18 protein-coding genes are annotated in these 18,705 nt (G+C 38.5%); 4 read left to right on the top strand and 14 right to left on the bottom strand.

Translation table 11 applies throughout. The annotated features are described in order from the left end of the window. Positions 1–13: 13 nt before the first annotated feature. Together ACPZ3T_RS06270 and ACPZ3T_RS06265 are read right to left on the bottom strand one after the other, a co-directional pair. Positions 14–1,621 carry a serine/threonine protein kinase gene (locus ACPZ3T_RS06270; protein WP_490274433.1) on the bottom strand — a complete coding sequence of 536 codons (1,608 nt, stop codon included), beginning with the start codon at positions 1,619–1,621 and terminating at the stop codon, positions 14–16. A 379-nt stretch (positions 1,622–2,000) separates the two neighbouring features. Next, on the bottom strand, positions 2,001–3,179 hold the full coding sequence (locus ACPZ3T_RS06265; RefSeq protein WP_490274431.1) for an esterase-like activity of phytase family protein: 1,179 nt from the start codon (positions 3,177–3,179) through the stop codon (positions 2,001–2,003). An 11-nt stretch (positions 3,180–3,190) separates the two neighbouring features. On the opposite strand from ACPZ3T_RS06265, the gene ACPZ3T_RS06260 reads away from it, so the two are divergent. After that, positions 3,191–3,547, top strand: coding sequence for a hypothetical protein (locus tag ACPZ3T_RS06260; RefSeq protein ID WP_490274429.1), 357 nt, complete (start codon positions 3,191–3,193; stop codon positions 3,545–3,547). Here ACPZ3T_RS06260 and ACPZ3T_RS06255 read toward each other — a convergent pair. The 3 genes from ACPZ3T_RS06255 to ACPZ3T_RS06245 form a co-directional block, all read right to left on the bottom strand. After that, positions 3,536–4,516 (bottom strand): hypothetical protein, encoded by a 981-nt coding sequence (locus ACPZ3T_RS06255; RefSeq protein ID WP_490274427.1) that lies wholly within the window; start codon positions 4,514–4,516, stop codon positions 3,536–3,538. The genes ACPZ3T_RS06260 and ACPZ3T_RS06255 overlap by 12 nt on opposite strands. Before the next feature lie 10 nt (positions 4,517–4,526). Beyond that, positions 4,527–5,195, bottom strand: coding sequence for a hypothetical protein (locus tag ACPZ3T_RS06250; RefSeq protein ID WP_490274425.1), 669 nt, complete (start codon positions 5,193–5,195; stop codon positions 4,527–4,529). A gap of 96 nt (positions 5,196–5,291) precedes the next feature. Next, positions 5,292–5,516 (bottom strand): hypothetical protein, encoded by a 225-nt coding sequence (locus tag ACPZ3T_RS06245; RefSeq protein WP_490274423.1) that lies wholly within the window; start codon positions 5,514–5,516, stop codon positions 5,292–5,294. Positions 5,517–5,713: 197 nt separating this feature from the next. Here ACPZ3T_RS06245 and ACPZ3T_RS06240 point away from each other — a divergent pair, with 197 nt between their 5' ends. Then, the gene (locus tag ACPZ3T_RS06240; RefSeq protein WP_490274421.1) at positions 5,714–6,721 is read left to right on the top strand and encodes a metallophosphoesterase; all 1,008 of its coding nucleotides are present in this window, start codon (positions 5,714–5,716) and stop codon (positions 6,719–6,721) included. Positions 6,722–6,785: 64 nt separating this feature from the next. On the opposite strand, the gene ACPZ3T_RS06235 is transcribed toward ACPZ3T_RS06240, so the two are convergent. Further along, the gene (locus tag ACPZ3T_RS06235; protein ID WP_490274419.1) at positions 6,786–7,658 is read right to left on the bottom strand and encodes an S-methyl-5'-thioadenosine phosphorylase; all 873 of its coding nucleotides are present in this window, start codon (positions 7,656–7,658) and stop codon (positions 6,786–6,788) included. Between the two features lie 186 nt (positions 7,659–7,844). Here ACPZ3T_RS06235 and ACPZ3T_RS06230 point away from each other — a divergent pair, with 186 nt between their 5' ends. Beyond that, positions 7,845–8,048 (top strand): hypothetical protein, encoded by a 204-nt coding sequence (locus ACPZ3T_RS06230; protein ID WP_490274417.1) that lies wholly within the window; start codon positions 7,845–7,847, stop codon positions 8,046–8,048. Between the two features lie 56 nt (positions 8,049–8,104). On the opposite strand, the gene ACPZ3T_RS06225 is transcribed toward ACPZ3T_RS06230, so the two are convergent. The 8 genes from ACPZ3T_RS06225 to gyrA all read right to left on the bottom strand — a co-directional run bounded on the left by ACPZ3T_RS06225 (position 8,105) and on the right by gyrA (position 17,777). Continuing rightward, positions 8,105–9,904, bottom strand: a complete 1,800-nt coding sequence (locus ACPZ3T_RS06225) for an ABC transporter ATP-binding protein (RefSeq protein WP_490274415.1) — start codon at positions 9,902–9,904, stop codon at positions 8,105–8,107. Positions 9,905–9,928: 24 nt separating this feature from the next. Further along, complete coding sequence (locus ACPZ3T_RS06220; protein ID WP_490274414.1) at positions 9,929–10,840, bottom strand: hypothetical protein; 912 nt, start codon at positions 10,838–10,840, stop codon at positions 9,929–9,931. Between the two features lie 521 nt (positions 10,841–11,361). Then, positions 11,362–11,493, bottom strand: a complete 132-nt coding sequence (locus tag ACPZ3T_RS06215) for a hypothetical protein (RefSeq protein ID WP_490274412.1) — start codon at positions 11,491–11,493, stop codon at positions 11,362–11,364. A 111-nt stretch (positions 11,494–11,604) separates the two neighbouring features. Continuing rightward, positions 11,605–11,736, bottom strand: coding sequence for a hypothetical protein (locus ACPZ3T_RS06210; RefSeq protein WP_490274410.1), 132 nt, complete (start codon positions 11,734–11,736; stop codon positions 11,605–11,607). A gap of 186 nt (positions 11,737–11,922) precedes the next feature. Continuing rightward, positions 11,923–13,866, bottom strand: coding sequence for a lasso peptide isopeptide bond-forming cyclase (locus ACPZ3T_RS06205; protein ID WP_490274408.1), 1,944 nt, complete (start codon positions 13,864–13,866; stop codon positions 11,923–11,925). A 2-nt stretch (positions 13,867–13,868) separates the two neighbouring features. Continuing rightward, positions 13,869–14,297: a lasso peptide biosynthesis B2 protein gene (locus ACPZ3T_RS06200; RefSeq protein ID WP_490274406.1), complete on the bottom strand. Its 429-nt coding sequence runs from the start codon at positions 14,295–14,297 to the stop codon at positions 13,869–13,871. Beyond that, on the bottom strand, positions 14,281–14,586 hold the full coding sequence (locus tag ACPZ3T_RS06195) for a lasso peptide biosynthesis PqqD family chaperone (protein WP_490274404.1): 306 nt from the start codon (positions 14,584–14,586) through the stop codon (positions 14,281–14,283). The genes ACPZ3T_RS06200 and ACPZ3T_RS06195 overlap by 17 nt, the downstream gene beginning before the upstream one ends. 683 nt (positions 14,587–15,269) lie before the next feature. Further along, on the bottom strand, positions 15,270–17,777 hold the full coding sequence (gene gyrA, locus ACPZ3T_RS06190; RefSeq protein WP_490274402.1) for a DNA gyrase subunit A: 2,508 nt from the start codon (positions 17,775–17,777) through the stop codon (positions 15,270–15,272). Between the two features lie 427 nt (positions 17,778–18,204). On the opposite strand from gyrA, the gene ACPZ3T_RS06185 reads away from it, so the two are divergent. Further along, the gene (locus ACPZ3T_RS06185) at positions 18,205–18,606 is read left to right on the top strand and encodes a response regulator (protein ID WP_490274400.1); all 402 of its coding nucleotides are present in this window, start codon (positions 18,205–18,207) and stop codon (positions 18,604–18,606) included. Positions 18,607–18,705: the final 99 nt, after the last annotated feature.

Raw genomic sequence — 18,705 nt, 5'->3', positions numbered from 1 at the left:
ACAATATAAAATATTAATTGTTGTTATTAGGAATAAAAAACTGTACTAAGCTTTCAATCATTTGAGAGAGCCAATTTTTAAATTTAAATCTATCAATTTGTTGATCAGCCACTAAAGTTTCCATGATTTTTAGTTTGATTTTTTCATATTCTCCTCTGAGCATACCTTTGGCTTCTTCAGGTGAAATTAATGCAGTTGGCTCTAAAGTACGACTAAAGTTTAACCAATCAAGTAATTGCTGACGCTGCTTACCGGTGAGTGTTAAAGTTATGACATTACTGCAATTGTGAGGTTCTTCTAAGGCAAAAAATAATAAATGATAATATCCTGTTTCTGCCAAAACTCGGACTATTTTCTGACCTTGATTTTGGTTTAAATCTATAAAAGATGATAACCAGCGAATCAAAGATAATGGTCGATCATATAATACTGTTACCCATAATACCATCGGATAAACTGAGACTTTTTGAATAAACTCAGTGCTTTGATTTTTATTTAAGAAACTGACAATTTCTTGCTTGGGTAACATTGCCCAATATGTAGGAATAATACCTTGGGTAGTATGTAGTAAGTGAGGAAAACCAATTGGCTGAATAGGTTTATTTTTAGGCCATTTTTTTTGTAAGCATTCTTTTTCAGAGATAGAAGTTACAGGTACTAATTGTACTGTAGGTAGGCTTTCCCAAATATCACTACTACCAACATTAGTTTCAATTTTGTTTTTTACCTGTGCTAAAACTTGTAAAATTTCATTAATATTTTGCGGGCGATCGCCTACTTCTTTAGCTAAACAATTCATTACTAATTGTTCTAATTCCTGGGGAATTTTTAACTCATTATTGACTTCATTGAATGTAGGTGGTGTTTGAAAGTGATGAGCTTGATACCAACTACCAAATGAGTTAGTTTGTGTTTGAAATGGATGCTTTGTTGTCAGCATTTCAAACATTAAAACTCCCAAACTATAAATATCAGAACGGACATCAAGTAATTTGCGTCCCTCCATATGTTCTGGAGAACAGTAGGGTAAACTACCAATAAAGGAATCTGTTAGTGTCATCCCACTGCGTTCTGTTAAAAATTTAGCAATGCCAAAATCTAAAATTTTGACAATTTCATTTTTTTTATTATCTGTATTTATAAATATATTCTCTGGCTTGATGTCTCTATGTACAACTGGATAAATTTCACCTTTGAGAATAATACCTTGATGGGCGCATTCTAAACCTAAACAAATTTGATAACAAATATCTAAAAATTTGCCAATTGTTAAGGTTTGAGCCTTCAAGATTTGCTTGAGATTTTTACCTTGGAGATACTCCATAACATAAAATGGAGTTTTATCATCAGTGACACCATAACTCAAAACTCTGACAATATGTTTGCTTTTACGTCCGAGTTGTGCGCCAATAAAAATTTCTCTGCCGAAGCGTTGAGATAGCTGTTGATTGGCCAAACTGAGCATGAGAATTTTTAATGCGACTTGTTTACCACCCTTAGCTGTATCTTCTGCTAAGTAAACTCGTCCCATACCGCCTTTACCAATCAAATCTATTATTAAATAGCGATTGTTTAAAAACTTTCCAATATAAACATCTGGCTCGTTTCTTGAGTTGACCATATTTGGAAACTTTACGCTATCAAATAATTGTTAATTTATGGAAGAAATAATTTTCACTTGCAAATTTTATTTAAATTTACCAATTGATTTATACAATGTGAAAATTGCTCAAAATCAATATCTGAAATTTTTAGGAGAGTTTTGCTCATACCTCGACAAAATTCCTTAAATACTATGTAACATATTACCTAAACAAAAGAGATGAGGAAATTTACGTAATCCCTAGCTCAACTAAATTAACCAAGGTAAAAACTACAGTGATTTTACTTAATACGTAAAATATTACCGAGAGTATTTGAAATTTTTGATGTCTTTGTGTGTTGGGGAGGATAGTCAAGAAGTTGAACTTGCACTTAGTTATAGGTTTTTTTATCAACATCTACTGAAACATCCGACGGAATAAACTCATAATAGGTGATGCAGTTCTGAGCTTAAATGCTAAAAACTGGGTGCGTTGAATTGCATTAAAATTGTTGTCACTGACAAGGATTAAAAGGCGTTCTCTACGGGATAGTTTTGGCCCAAGGGTTAAACCCTCTATATTATCTAGAGCTACATCGAGAGTTCTTAAATCTAACAGCAGTTTTTTCTGTACAGGTTGAATATGTTCGCTATCAACTGCTATTAGACTATCTATATAATGAATGTTATCGGCTGTTGTTAAATTAATTTCAAATAAAAAAACAGTAAATCCTAATCCAGTAAAAGAACGTTCTATACTGAGAAAGTGACCATGATTATCTAAAGCCAGTAAGTCAGGTAATCCACTGGCAAATTTACCTGTAGGATTAAAAAAAGATGTTACAGGTGTAGTTCGATAAATAAACTCTTTTTCGGGTTGATTATTGCTGAGATTATACTGCAAAATGCGGCATGAAGTACCAATATTAGGTGCAGCGATCGCCCCATCTTGAATGAGGGCATTTTCTGTAGCTGTAAATAAATATTTGTTATCAGGTGTAATGGTGAGGCTTTCCAAAGCTAAGTTGTTGCGAACGCCTTTTTGTTTATTTTTATCAGGTAAGAATTTTTGGGGTATAGGTAGTGTTTGCATAACTTTACCAGAAGCTAAATTAAACTCTTGAATAAAGGGTTTAATTAATTGGTTCACGTCACCTTCAGAGGAAATAAATACTGTTTCATTTTTGGTGACAGCAATTCCTTCTGTATCAGTTTCACTGGGGGGAAATGGTTGATTACTATCATTTAATAGTGTAGTTACACCAACAGTCTGCACACCCTTATCTTGCAAATTACCTTGATTTAATTCTATCTTAAAAGTATAAAAACGCGCTGGTGCTTTTTGACCCCGGTCATCAGAGATGGCATAGTAAAGATCGGTTGTAGCATCGTAGGTAATTCCAGATAAACCTCCAACTTCAGTTTTTTGGAAGGATAAGCCTTTTGGTAATGTAGCTTGTCCGATAAACTCTATACTGGTAATTTCTATAGCACCAGTGTCTAAATTAATCACAAAAAAGCCGATAATGGAAATTGCGATCGCTAGAACTAGATAAAGAATTTTAGGTAAATGGCAGATTTTATTCAAAAATTGCATAGCTGTTAGTTATGACACAATTTTTAGCATTAATAATTTCTTGGGTAATTGAAGTACCACTAGTTTTAATTTTGTTAGGAATTACCCGTCAATTTTTTACATTTAGAGATATATCTAACGCGCTGATTGCAGCCTTTATTGCGACTTTATTTACTCATCCTTTAGCTTGGGAAACTAACCAGATACTAATCCACTATATGCAATTTTACATCAGAGTAGGGCTGATAGAAAGTGGGGTAATTATTATTGAAAGTATTTTATATACTGTAATTTTAAACTTAGCTTGGCGACAGGGTTTATTTTTATCAATGATGGCTAATTTAACTTCATTTTTAGGAGGTTTATTAATTGATAAATTATTGAGATAATATACTTTGAGAAGTTATTTTTGTATCTTCTGGAATTGCTAAAGCTACAAGTAAAACTGGAATTTCTACCCAAGCATGAACTGCGGATATAATTCCATATAGGGAGCGAGAATTAATAAATGACCTACTAAAATAGAGAAATAATAATGTACTTAAAAATAACACCATTCTGGGGAATAAACTGTTAGTTAGTCTGGTTTTATGAGTATTTTCCCACTTTGGTAAGATGCCAATTACTACAGCGTAGTGCATTGATTGTAAAAAAACTGCGGCAGAAAAAGCAGCAATTGCATAGTTGTATGCTGTTCTAGATATCCCTTGATGATGTAGTTGCGGTGGTACAAATACTCCCAAATGCAAATCGAGTTCACCTACGGGAAAAAGAGATGCGTTTAAGTTTAGCCAACCTATATCAGAGAAAAATTGATTGGGAACTCCAGAAATAATCACTAAGGGAATCAGAATAAATACAACAACACACCCTAATAAAGCATAATTTCGTTGTTTGCCACGCAATTTTTCAGCGATAAATCCGACAGGGGTAATGTTATGTAAAATAGTGAATAACAACAATGTTAGAGTTGCTGACAAAAAGATTCCTAGTGTCATAATGCCACATAATGCACTTCCTAAAAGTCCTAATCGCCAGTCTTTTTTAATTAATACTGGGATGACAAGTGCAACTAACCCAACTACACAAATTAACTCTAAAGGTATACTCAATTCACGAGAAATTAACCCCAATAAGTGTGAACTACGAAGAAAAATGATGATTAATAATAACTGACTAATCTCCAAACACAAGTTATTATCGAGACGTTGACGAAAGCGATTATTAACGTAATGTAGTTCTGTTAAAACATGGGTAAGTCCAAAGGTTGCTAAAGTAAAGGTATAAGTAGCCAGGGGAAAAGCTACAGATAAAATGGCACTGATTAACACTAAAGCAATGGCAGCAACTATTGGCATCTTATAAAAATTAATTGGGTTTTCTGAAAAGTTTTGATGTGCGATAAACTAACATCATACTAACTATGGATATACCAGGAATGATAAAGTTTAAAAAATTCACCTTCTGACTTGAAGAAGGTAAAGGTCGATTATTTTGTGATTGATATGCTTTGCTTTCAGAATTGCCTTTTTGAGAGGTATAGATAACTTCCTTGTATTTTAATTCCAGAGACTTCGGTGTAATTCCCACAATTTCCAATACATCAGCTACTTGTTTGACTCCATATCTATCCGGTAATAATCGCAGGGAATAAATACTATTTTTTGTAGGAATTAACAGGGGTTTTTTACTGTTGAAATCTTTCAGAGATTCACCTGCTTGACTCTTGATAATCTCCTGAGATTTTACCTGGTATTTTTTAATGGCATAGATATCGCTATATTCCCGATAACCATTCAGTTCTAAACATTTACCTTGCTTGAGGATTCTGTTATATGTTGGCAGGCTGGGGTTTTGTGATTTAATATGAGCAATTAATAAATGATTTGGATATTTATTAAGATTTGCTACTTGAAAACAATAAGAAACTGGAGATTCTCCGGGAGGTAAAACATCAGCCGCAGCCGGAGGTATTTGGATATAGGTGATGAAACTCAGTAAAACTAATATTTTCAGGATGTTTTGTAGAGAGTTCATGAGAGTAAAAAGAAATAAATTTATCGTTAACGGTTATAACCTAATTAAAGGTTTGTAGTCAGAAATTTAGTCCTGAATAGGAACTTGATTAATTAGTCAGTAAACAGGAATATAGTAGCGATCGCTCCCACACTCCGCCAAGGAATCTGAATATTTCTTAAATTTACCCGTCGTCCTACCAATACCAACGTTATAATTGAGACAACGGAAAACATTGGTTAGCTGAGAATTAGTAAGCGTAGTAGGGTAAATACTGAGCATCAACACGACTGTACAAATGACTACAGTGATACATAATGCTAATCTAGTAATAATTTTCATGTCATCAGGACTTACGCAAGTGTCACAGTGTATGGTTGGTACGTGACGCGATAAGTCTAATGAGTAATGAGTAATGAGTAATGAGTAATGAGTAAATTTCTTACTTGTGACTCATTATTCATTACTTTTTTCAATCAGTTGCTGTACCTCATAAACATCGAATCTGTTATATTAAAACATTTAATTAAATTTGAACTATGCGAACAATTGTAGTTGGTGATATTCATGGTTGCTATGCAGAACTGATGCAGTTATTAGCAAAAGTGGAAATTACAGAGGAAGATTTCTTAATTTCCTTGGGAGATATTGTTGATCGTGGGGTTGATTCTTTAAAAGTTTATGAGTTTCTTAAACATCGTCCTAACACGATCGTGTTGATGGGTAATCACGAACGTAAACACCTACGTCAAACGCTCTCTTATTCTCAGGAAATTGTCAAATTACAATTTGGCGATCGCTATCCAAAATTTTTAGAATGGGTTAATAATTTACCTTATTATCACGAAACTGAAGACGCGATTTTTGTTCATGCGGCGGTAGAAGATGGGATACCAATTCACCAGCAAAAACCAGAGGTTTTATGTGGTTGTACTGCCGGAGAAAAGCACTTAGAAAAACGCTATGGCAAGACATATTGGAGTCAATTGTATACTGGCAGAAAACCAGTTATTTTTGGTCATCACGTTGTGGGAAATGAACCACTGATTATTCCTACAAAAACTTATGGCATTGATACAGGAGCTTGCCACGGTGGTAGATTAACTGGGTTAATTTTACCAAGTTTTGAGATTTTCCAAGTAGAAGCCAGTAAAGATTATTGGCAAGAAGAAATGGTGAAATGGCAGTTACCAGTAATGAAGGCTAAACCCTGGGGTAGTTATAAATGGCAAAAAATTCAGGCGATTTGTGGTGATTTTAAAGATGCTGCTGATAGAGAATTAGTTGATTTTATGCAGCAAAAAAAACAATGGATGAATGATTTACTTAGCCTTGCCCCCACTGCTATTATTAAAGTAGAAGAAAAACTGGCAGAATTGATTTATATTCATGGTCAAGATAATTTCAAGAAACCAGCTAGTTCTTTTACCTACGCTACCCTTTTATATAAAGCTAACGCCAGTCATCTTACCGTTGAATTTCTCAAAGAAACTTTACCAACCCCAGATAAATGGGTGGAGGTAATGAGAGATTTAGGAGTGCTTTAATAGGTGAGAAAATTGCTCTTGAGAGACGCGATAAATCGCGTCTCTAGATGATTTTAGGGTAAGTCTACAAATATTTCTTTAACAATAAACCTAACTTTTCTTTTGTTTCCGCAGGTGCTTTAGCTAAGTTGGTTAAAATTGCATACTTCAAAGCAGAATGTGCATCACTGTGTGGTGGATTTTCACTCAAGCGGCGCACGGTTTCTTGAATCACTTTTTGCGCGTTCACAGCATTACGTTTTAAATTACCAATTACCATTTCTACTGTGACGCTATCATGATCTGGATGCCAACAATCGTAATCTGTTACCAGTGCTAAGGTTGCATAAGCAATTTCTGCTTCCCTGGCTAACTTAGCTTCCGGTAAATTAGTCATACCGATAATGGTTGCACCCCAACTGCGATAAAGATTTGATTCAGCTTTGGTGGAAAATGCTGGCCCTTCCATGCAAACATAAGTACCACCACGATGGAGGGTAACATCTGGTAAATTGAGAGAAGCGATCGCATCCCCTAACACCATCGCTAAATTTTGACAAATCGGATCACCAAAGGTAATGTGTGCAACGATACCTTCCCCAAAAAATGTAGAAATCCGATTTTTGGTTCTATCAATAAACTGATCTGGCACTACCATATCTAGTGGCTTTGCTTCCGCTTGTAAAGAACCCACCGCACTAGCAGAAATTAAATACTCTACACCTAGCTGTTTCATGGCATAGATATTGGCACGGAAGGGTAACTCGGAAGGTGACAACGTATGATTACGCCCATGACGAGCTAAAAAAGCTACTTTAACTCCCTCTAAATTTCCGAGAATTAACGCATCAGAAGGTGAACCAAAAGGCGTTTCAATTTGTATTTCCTCCACATCTTTCAAGGCAGCCATTTGATATAAACCGCTACCACCAATAATTCCAATCTTTGCGATCGCCATGAGCTTGAACCTATTGTTTGCTAATGTGCCTAGTTATTTTACCGAAAAGGCGAGTATCAGAGGAGGCATAAAAATCATAACGTTTCAACTGCCCTGATTCCGTGTCACTACTAATGTCACACTTTATGAAAAATTGTTATTTTGAAATAACTTAGTTTTAAAAAACATAAAGTTTTGGTGAGAAATATGCAAGCCACCAGTACTTCAACCCCCATCTCTTTAGAGACAGTTTTAGAACACATATTTTCTCTTGGCAGAATTACGCGATGTGATCAGCAGTTACTTATGTCCACACTGCTATCTAAAGAAGACTTAAATGAAAGAGAACGCCAACAAATTAGTAGAGTATTAGATGGCATAAAAAGAGGATTGCTCAAGGTTGTAGATTAGGTAACAGGAGAAAAATATGTCTAATAAATTATGTTGACTTACCTTTTTCCTACCTCCTAAATACGATATTGTTGTGCTTGAGTTTCAAATAAGTGGGCGTAAGTCCCATTTATCTCCATGAGTTGCTCATGAGTACCGCTTTCTGCAATTGTGCCATTATCCATCACGTAAATGCGATCGGCCATTTTGACAGTAGATAGACGATGACTAATTAAAATAGCAGATTGATCTTTAATTAGTTGGCGGAATTTTTCAAACACTTCATACTCAGCTTTAGCATCCATTGCACTAGTCGGTTCATCTAAAACAATTAACTGGGAATCTCTTAAAAATGCTCTAGCTAAAGCTACTTTTTGCCATTGACCAATACTTAATTCTTCTCCTTGAGAAAACAATTGCCCCAGGGTAGTATCATAACCTTGGGGTAATTTGGTAATTACATCATCAGCACCGGAAAGTTGCGCCGCAGCTATAATACTTTCTGGTGCTGGTGGTAAATCAATATTGCCGAACCAAATATTTTCTTGGGCTGTGAAATTATACTTGGCATAATCTTGAAAAATCACGCTAATTTCGTGGCGTAATTCGGCAATTTTAAATTCTCTGATGTCAACACCATCAATAGTAATTGAGCCGGAAGTCGGATCATATAATCTACAGAGAAGTTTAATTAATGTAGTTTTACCTGAACCGTTTTCACCAACTAAAGCCACAACTTCCCCTGGCTTAATAGTCAAGTTAACATTTTTAATCGCTTGACGACTACTGTTAGCATATTTAAACTCCACATTCTCCACTACAATACCCTTTTGGATAGGACGTGGAAAAGGAACAGGATTGACAGGATCAGCTAACTTGGGTTTGAGTTCCAAAAATTCATAGAGATTTGCTAAAAATAGATTATCTTCGTAGAGAGCCGACATACTACTCAACAAACTTTTAATATCACTTTCCCCTCGTTGTAAGGCTTGGGAATATAATACTAAATCTCCTATATTTAAAACACCTTGAATAGTTTGAAAAATAATAAATGTAAACACTCCTAAAACTACAACACCTGAAATAGTTTGAGCAATAAAATTAGCAATAGCCCGTCTACTATCAATAGCAAGACTTTCTTTATATATCTGTCTTCTAATACGGAGATACCATTGACCAAAATAATCTCCTAAATTAAATAAGCGAACTTCCTTAGCAAATTGTTCTGATGTGAGTATCCAACCTAAATATTCTGATAGGCGTTCCATTGATGTTTTCTTGCGTCGCCAATCATACACCACACGTGCATATTTCACACGCACTAACATCGCTGGTAGGGAAATAACAATTAACACCCCAGCAATAGACCAATGTAAAGATAACAATAAACCAATCATCCCTAACAGAGAAATACTACTTTGCCCTAATTGCGCCAGACGATTGATAATTAAAGGTGGTCGATAACGAGCTTCTTGCTGCGCTCGTTGCATCGTGTCGTAATAGTGAGAATTTTCGTAGTATTCCAGGTCAGCTGCTATAGACTTAGCGTGGAGAATATCTTGAATATAGTCTGTCACCCGTTGAGAATGGGCATTATTTACCAACTCAGCCAAAGCATTACAGACAACAGTAGTGATAGTAACAACACCCGCCAAAATAACTAAAAATATCACCTGATTAATAGCAGCCGTTTGATCACCACTTCTAAAACTAGCCGCCACCGTATCTATAATCAGTTTAGCTATATATATAGATACTAAAGGTAATATACCCTGAATAAATAAAATCAGTGTACGCGCGATCGCCCACCGAGGACTACTTTGCCACACTAAACCCAATGCCGGCAAAACACCCACCAACCGTAACTTCCTCACCATAAACCCCTCTGCGTACCTCCGCGTTTACCTTTGCGCCACTTTGCGTTCCATCCGAGAACACACATAATCCTCCACATACCTCCCTACCTCCGACAACAGAGGCAAAGAACGAGGCCTTTTCAGCCTATAAATAGGTACACTCTGCAAAACTTCCACACACGCACTCAAATGCCGTTCACGGTTAATAGCCTGCTGTAGAGAACGTATCCCATAAGAATTAGTAATTAATTCCAATATCGCAGCTTGCGCGCTCACCGGCTCAATTGCTAACTCATCACTATCCACCAGTACATACAAACTATGCAACCGTTGCGGCGTGCCAACAAAATCCTGTTCACGGCGATAAGCGTACTCACCCAACAAAGGATGCAAATAAATCAACGATTCCAAATCATAACCGCAGGTAGTAGCCACTTCTGGACTCATCTTCATTTGTGGATAGCCGGGTACTACCTGAATTGGAGAGGTCAAAACCACAGGTACTATATCATCTGATACAATCTGATGACCACGCGCCAACATGGCGGCGGCGGCGGAAGATTTACCCGCACCAGAATGTCCGAGAAAACAGATAACTTGATCATCAACCGCTACTGCACTAGCGTGTAATAACAGTGAAAAACCCCGTTGATAGAGCGAAATCCCCATTGCACTACCGGCAAGGCACAATTGCATCAGTCGTTTGTCTGCATTGGGTGCGGGGGTGACAATAACTTCCTTCCCGTTGAGGATGTGAAAGATACCCACACCCTTCATTGCAACTATCGTTTCCTGTGGTGAAACTTGCAGATATTCTCTAGGCTCAGAAGGTTCAACATATCCCAGACTACTATTTTTGACTGTGACAGTGATATCACAGTCTGTATCAGCTTCCAGTAGCTCAGGTAAAACTAGATGGGAATGTATACCTAAACCATACGCCGAGTATTTATACATTTGGAAATTATTTTTGATATATGCAATGCAGGAGCATGAAAATTCAGTTCGTAGTAAGGACTTTATACCATTTCACAAAAAATATGATGCAAATGTAGGTTGGGTTGAGGAACGAAACCCAACACCTCAAAGTCTTGTGATTGTTGGGTTTCACTTCGTACCACTCCGTGGAAGCAAGCTACAACCCAACCTACGCATCTGTTTCATTCTTTTCATGAATTGGTATTAGTCCTAAAATCAGGACTGAAGTCCTGACTACGAACGTGATTCAATACCTGACTTTTCACGGGATATAAAAAACCCCTCTCCAAAGACGCGGAGCGGCTTCTCGTTAGAGTACCTCTCCCCTGCAACTGTAGAGACGTTGCATGCAACGTCTCTACTTTGATTCTTGCTCCCCTTCCCTACAAGGGAAGGGGTTGGGGGTTAGGTTTCACGTTAAGTTTTCTACATAGCGTGAAAAGTCAGATTCAATATTTTTCTGAGGATATAATTAGCCGTTTATCCTCAGAAAAATTCCTCTAAGCGTCACTGACACCAGCAACACCAAAGTCATCAGACGCGCCGAGTCTTTTGGGCTTAATTTGTTCTGTGATGGCTTCAACGTTACCGTAGACAGTGACAGTAGGTGCTGTCCAAACTTTTTTACTCATGAACTCTACTCCTGTTTGTAAATTCAGTAAAACCAGACGCTAATTAGGGAAACACGCTCATCATCATAGGGATGTGCGATCGCTTAGTCAAGATATTTTCAAGGGATATCACTAAGCGTCACTGACACCAGCAACACCAAAGTCATCAGACGCGCCGAGTTTTTTCGGTTTAATTTGCTCTGTAATGGCTTCAACGTCACCGTAGACGGTAACAGTAGGTGCTGTCCAAACTTTTTTATTCATTGTTTATCTTCCTTATTTGAGAATGTACCTAGAGATTTTAAGCAAAACCCCTAGTAGCCAATTCATAATTTCTCATATTGACCCCAGTATAATTACTATGTGAAAATCCAAAATCAAATAAATAACTGTATTTAATTGTCTTCAAATCCCCGTTACACCAAGTAATTACGAATTACGAATTACGAATTACGAATTACGAATTGCTCCCGATTGTTTAATCCATAAAGCGAGGTTGACGGCGACAAAAATATCTACCGATTCTGGATCTGCGGCGTTGGGATTAGCTGCATAGCGGGAGTATGCTGTTTTGAGGGCAGGTATATTGACATAGTTTTCAATGAGATGGGATTCTTGAAAAATTACTTGCTCTAGAGTCGCTTTTTCGTCTCCTAAAAGTCTCAGGCGGAAGTTAGCACCGAGATTACCTTTACCTATTCGCCACTGCACTTCCCTCGGTAAAATTCCCTCCATTGCTCTGCGTAAAATGGAGCGTGTCCAGCCTTTGTGTAATTTTTGACTTGATGGCAGAGCTAGACAAAATTCTATCAAACGGCGATCGCAAAATGGATGACGAGCTTCTAAACCAAAGGCGGCTGCGGTTTTATCTAACCATTGCAAAGCGTACCTGACTGAACCATTATTAAGTGCTAGCCAGTGGGCTTCTCTCGCCGATACAGAAGACTTTTGATCCATTAAAGATTTTACTGTCTCGCTGGCAATCCTGGCTCTCATCCCCACTCGTTGAGCAAATTCGGGATTGAGTAAAGTTAAAGACTCTTGTAGAGAATTATCTGTTTGGTAACTACCCCGCAATCTTTGTAAAACTCCTACCATTGGTTCAGGCACAACGGACTTTAAACCGTAGTTCCAAATGACATGACGGGGGGATTTCTGCCAGACTTTCGCTAAACTTTTCCCTTCTTCTAGCAACTTCAGCCATCGCCCAGAAGCGGCTAACTCTGATAAATACTGAAATCCATAGGTAATTGTTGTATCACCATCAATCCCCGTGAATAAAACCCGTAAATTCTGTTCAGATGCAGCTTTAAACACAGCCCAATCCATATAAAAATTCGGTGCGGGGATTGGTTCTTCTCCATGCCAATAAACTTGATCTACATCCATCAATGGACTTAACTGATCTGCATAGATATTGTGCGCCGCATAGCCACCTTGAGCTAAAACCGCCGCCATGTAAGGACGCTCATCAATTTTGGGGGATATCTCTACTAAACTGGGAAAAATTGCTGAGAAAGTATGTAATTTTTGCTTACCTTGATCACCTAATAATTGCCTAGCTGTACAAGCAATTGAGGAGGAATCTAAACCACCACTGAGGGTAGAACCAATAGGAAAAGCACTCCGCAACCGACATCGGACTGCTTCCATAAAAATTTCTCGAAAAGCCTCTACATATTGCTCATCTGAGGATAATCTAATTTCATAGTTGAGATCAGGACACCAATAAGATTTAATGTCCATCCGATGGGGATTAATCGTTAAACTTTCCGCCGCCCGCAATTCTCGGATATCTGTATAAAATGAATCTTCTTTGCGTCCACAAAACAAAATTTTCGCCAGATAATCTGCAACCATTGCTTCGTTAATCTGACAAGGCACGCCAGGAAATGTCAACAGAGCTTTAATCTCAGACGCGAAGATAAATGTTTCTTGAAACCTGTAGTAATACAAGGGTTTAACTCCCATTGCATCCCTAGCACAGAATAAATGCTGCTGACGCTGATCCCAAATGGCAAAGGCAAAATCACCTATCAGATATTTAGGGCAGCACTCACCCCATTTTTCATAAGCGGCTAAAATCAAATAACTATCGGTGACTTTTTCGGCGGGATAATCCTGGATTTGTAATGCAGAGATTAATTCATCGCGGTTATCTATCCTGACATCGGCTGTCAACACTAAATTGCCGGCGGCGTTGAGCATGGGTAGCTGCTCCTGCAAAGATTCAGGAGTCGTCCACAACATCCGATGCCCCAAGCCTACAGAGCCAGAATACCAGATATCCGCCCCATCTTTTCCCCGATGAGCGATCGCATCTACCATGCAGGTAAGTTTTTCATGCTCTACTGGTTGCCCATTGAGATGGTAGATCCCAACAATACCGCTCATAATTAATTCCTCGGCAAAGTAGGTAGGGGTGTATAAGTTGAAAGATTACTTAGATAGCCAATGACAATCTTTCCTTGGTGTTCTAGCCAAGCATGAGCTTTGAGTTTTCCTGTCTCATCCTTAGCGACTCCAATGCAAAGTTGTGGCGATTCACCCCGTTGGTTCATTAAAACTTGACAGGTTAACGCACGGGCTAAACACTTTGCTCCCGGTATAAAATTAGTGCTGACATTGACAGCCCAGATAATTTTATGCACAGAAGGTTGTGAAGCTTTAAAGTTTGGTTGACCTATCCGCTCTAGAATTTGTCGTAGGGTGCTAAACGGCAGTAACCATAATCCTAAGTTGACAAACCCTAATAAAATTAAAGTATTGATCAACAAATAGCGATCGCTATCATCAAGGCGGAAAAACTTAAGCAGGCGCGTCATTGGTGATATCTATCAATCCCTTAGCTGCTAAATCTTGCAGTAGAACCAGAACTTCCTGCTTGCAAGTTTCAGGTTCAACATCATACTCTGCTAGCAATGCGGCTTGAATTTCGTCCATAGTTTTAGGCACTTGAATCAAATTCCAGATGCTAGCCCCTACTTGATTCAATCCGTAGTAAACTCCTGATTTGATATCAAGGATGACTGCTTCTCCCTGTAGTTCTGAGTAAACCTGCTCTTTACTCACTACTATCCTGGAATGCTCAGATATTAATAGCTGTGCTGACATTATTTATTCCAGTTAAATTTCTTAAGCTGGTCTTGATTAACCTGTCGATAATATATAACACCTCATACAAAACACAGCTATCGCAAACTAGTATCTTTACTTAGATTTCTCAATTCACGCCAACTTTATGAAGTAGCAGTAAAGAAAATATCATGATCATGTGTTTTTTGTGGATAGTTACTACGGTATTTACAGTGTTACCCAGAAAATAATGAACGCAAATGCAAAGTATTACTAGAATAAAGCTTGTTCTATCAGCTTTTTAGCTCTTTTAGAGAGTTACTTGATTTTTAGTAGCGTGTACAGATGAGTTATAACTCGGACGTAATATAACAACACTTATTTTTTAAGCTACGTAAAAACACGATATACATCAGTTGATAGTTGACATTTGACAGTCTAGTGTGTTTCCAGCAAGAGTACGCACCTCCTCCAAAGCCTTTGGTGCGTTACGGCTTACGCCTAACACACCCTACTGAACTGACAAGCCTAAAATGTTGCAAAGAAATTGTAGGTTGGGTTGACGCGAGGAAACCCAACACCAGCATCCATGTTAAGTTTTCGATATTTATGTTGGGTTACTCTTCCCTCCGGGACGCTACGCGAACGAGAAGGCTGCGCCTACGTTCCTCAACCCAACCTACATCTAATACACTCATTACTCATTACTCATTACTCATTACTCAAGATGAGCGCACTGGAGAAACGGTAATAATTTTTTCATCGCGGTTGAGTTGCAGGATACTTTCCCCTTTAGCGTCTCTGGGTAAAATCGGTACAGTGTCTGTAGGTATCCGCAAAACTCGGTCTTTATTAGTTACAAGTGCTACTTCAGAATCAGCGATCGCATTTACCATTGCCGCCAGTTTGTCTGTTTTAGTGGCAAATTTTATGGCTTGTGTACCTAAATCAGCACGGTTAGCAGGCTTTATTTGATTTAGCGGTAAGCGTTTAGCATATCCTTCTTCAGTGACTAACAATAAATGTGTAGCTGCCGATGCACTCACACAGCCAACCATGTGTTGATGTCTGAGGATGCGTAATGCTTGTAAACCCATTGCTGTGCGTCCCATGATGGGTAGTTGTTCGTCATTGGCTGGAAAACGCAGCAATCTTCCGCCAGAACTAGCTAAAATCAAGTTTTCCCCAGATTTGGTGAATTGTGTCCATAACAATTCATCATCATCTTTGAGTTTAATAATCGTAATGCCTCGCCGTGTCAGGTTAGTCAGTTCGTCTAAAGACAGACGCTTAATTCTTCCCTGTTTAGTCAAGAGAACTATTTGCTGAGTGTTTAAATCTGTCGGCAGGATAAAGCGACTAACCACAGGTTCTTGAGTACCTTGGGCTGTACTTGTGAGCATGGTAATTAGAGGTGTTCCCCGTGGTGAACGTCCTGTAGTGGGGGGAATATCTCCAATTTTGACGGGGTAGAGTTTACCACTACTTGTCAAAACTAATAAATCTTTGTGGGTGTCGGTTAATTCAGTTTGGATAATGAAATCATTATCAGTTAAACCATTGTCTAATTTTGACTTTTTCCCAGATAGTTGAATGCGCCGTACATAACCCCGGTGAGTAGATTCTAAAATTACTTCCTCTAGAGGTTCGGCTGGTTCTAATTCTGCTGCTATTTTGCTTGAGCTTTTTTGTCCGTCTGTAGCTTTGCCTTTTGGTAATTCCTCGGTAATGACTGCCCCTAATTTAGTGCGGCGGGAATCACCATATTTCTTTTTAAGCGATCGCAAATCTTTTTTTAAAGCCTTGAGTAATTCTTTGCGATCGCTGAGTAATTTGTCTAGTAAGGCAATTTGGCTAGTCAGTTCCTCAAACTCACGCTGTAAGTTCTGCTGTTCTAAACTCGTCAAACGACGTAATGGCATAGCTAAAATTGCATCAGCCTGACTTTCGCTTAACTCCAGTCGGCTAGCAAGGATCACTTTGGCACTACTACCATCAGCCGCTTGTCGCAAAATTTCAATAACTTCATCCACATGAGATAAAGCTTTTAGTAACCCTTCCACGGTATGCAAACGAGTTTGGGCTTTCCCCAACTCATAACTATAACGACGGTTGAGGGTATGTTCTCGAAACTCTAAAAACTCTAATAAAAGTTGCCGCAAACTCAACTGACGAGGTTGTCCATCAACTATAGCCAACAAAATTGCCCCAAAGTTAGTTTGCAAAGCAGTTTGGTGATATAAATGCTGGAGAACTTCTTGGGGACTAGTATCCCGTTTAAGTTCTATCACCACCCGCATCCCTTCGCGATCGCTTTCATCCCGAATATCAGAAATACCATGTAAGCGACCATGATTGACTAGATCAGCAATTTTTTCAATCCATCCAGCCTTATTGACTTGATAGGGCAATTCCGTGACTACAATTGCTGTCCGTCGCTTGCTACCTCTACTGCCGGGAACTTCTTCAATTGTGGCGACTCCCCGCAAGACAATTCCACCTTTACCACTGATGTAAGCTTCTCGAATCCCTGCATCACCAACTATTTCCCCCCCTGTGGGAAAGTCCGGCCCCGGAATTAACTCTAAAAGCTTTTCATCTGACAAATCCGGTTGATCAATCAGGGCAATTAAACCATCGACAATTTCCCCTAAATTATGGGGTGGAATATTTGTGGCCATACCCACAGCAATACCAGCACAGCCATTAAGCAATAGAAAAGGCAACTGTGCAGGTAAAACAGTCGGTTCTTGCTGGGAATTATCGAAGTTACCCACAAATTCTACAGTTTCTTCCCCAATTTCCGTTAGCATTCCTTCATGGCTAATCGGTGCAAGACGGGTTTCTGTGTAACGCATCGCCGCCGGCGGGTCATTATCCACGCTACCAAAGTTACCGTGTCCTGCTAATAAAGGGTAACGACTAGAAAAATCCTGTACCAGTCTCACCAAGGCATCATAAACAGCCTGATCACCATGTGGGTGGTATTTACCTAATACATCCCCCACTACACGAGCGCATTTTCGGTAAGGTCTATCGGGTGTTAACCCCAGTTCGTGCATAGCGTATAAAATCCGCCGATGCACTGGCTTTAAACCATCACGCACATCTGGTAATGCCCGCCCGACAATTACACTCATGGCATATTCTAGGTAAGACCGTTGCATCTCCGTGTGCAGGGCTGTTGTAATTACCTGTCCCTTTGAGAGAAGGTTTAACTGTTTTGCCATGAGTTTTTTCCCTGAGATTGAACTACACAAAAATCGGTGTTACTAAATAATGCAGCAAACAAAGCATAACGGATGTAAGGGGATTCATAACACAATCTTGATTATTACAGTATAAAAAGCCGTAGTATCATCCTTGATGGAAAGTATCTACATACACTATTACAAAAGATGTAAGTAGTTTCATCAAGTTATTATTCAGTTTCACCGAATTTAACTCATATACACTTCCCTACTCAAGATAGTTGCTATGATTGGATTTCTTTAGCTGTAACTTTTGCTGGTCAGTTGCTTTGAGTCGGCACAGCCAACCACAGTCGCCTCAAATCGGGAAACCCGCCGACGGCTTTGTCTCCCCAACTCACTGACTCCTTTTGACTTTTAACTTTTGACTTAATTTGTCCCCCTTACCTCTATACATTAAATTCTCATGAAAACTGTTTTGATTGTTGAAGATGATTTGATTAATGCTCGCGTTTTTTCTAAAATTTTGACCAAACGAGGTGGTTTAGGCGTTAAACATACTGAAAATGTCGAAGAAGTTATGAAAATTGCCCAAGCAGGAGAAGCAGACCTCATTTTAATGGATGTTTCTTTATCTAGAAGTGTTTATCAAGGTAAGTCTGTAGATGGAATTAAAATCACCCAAATGTTAAAATCTGACCCCCAAACAGCAAATTTACCTGTGATTTTAGTCACAGCCCACGCAATGGAAGGCGATCGTGAAAACTTTCTTAAGCTCAGTGGTGCTGATGGTTACATCTCTAAGCCCGTGGTAGACCATCAACAATTTGTTGATCAAATTGTGGCACTTCTCCCTTCAGACAACTAATAAAAACTTCCGACATTTTCTGAGGAATCTTCCTTCACTAATGTTTCTGGTGAACAATTCCTCATAACAGTATATATGTACTATAAATCTGGGGATTTC

The sequence above is a fragment of the Aliinostoc maniaoense genome (assembly GCF_058172895.1).
This window is presented reverse-complemented; position numbering and strand designations above follow the sequence as displayed.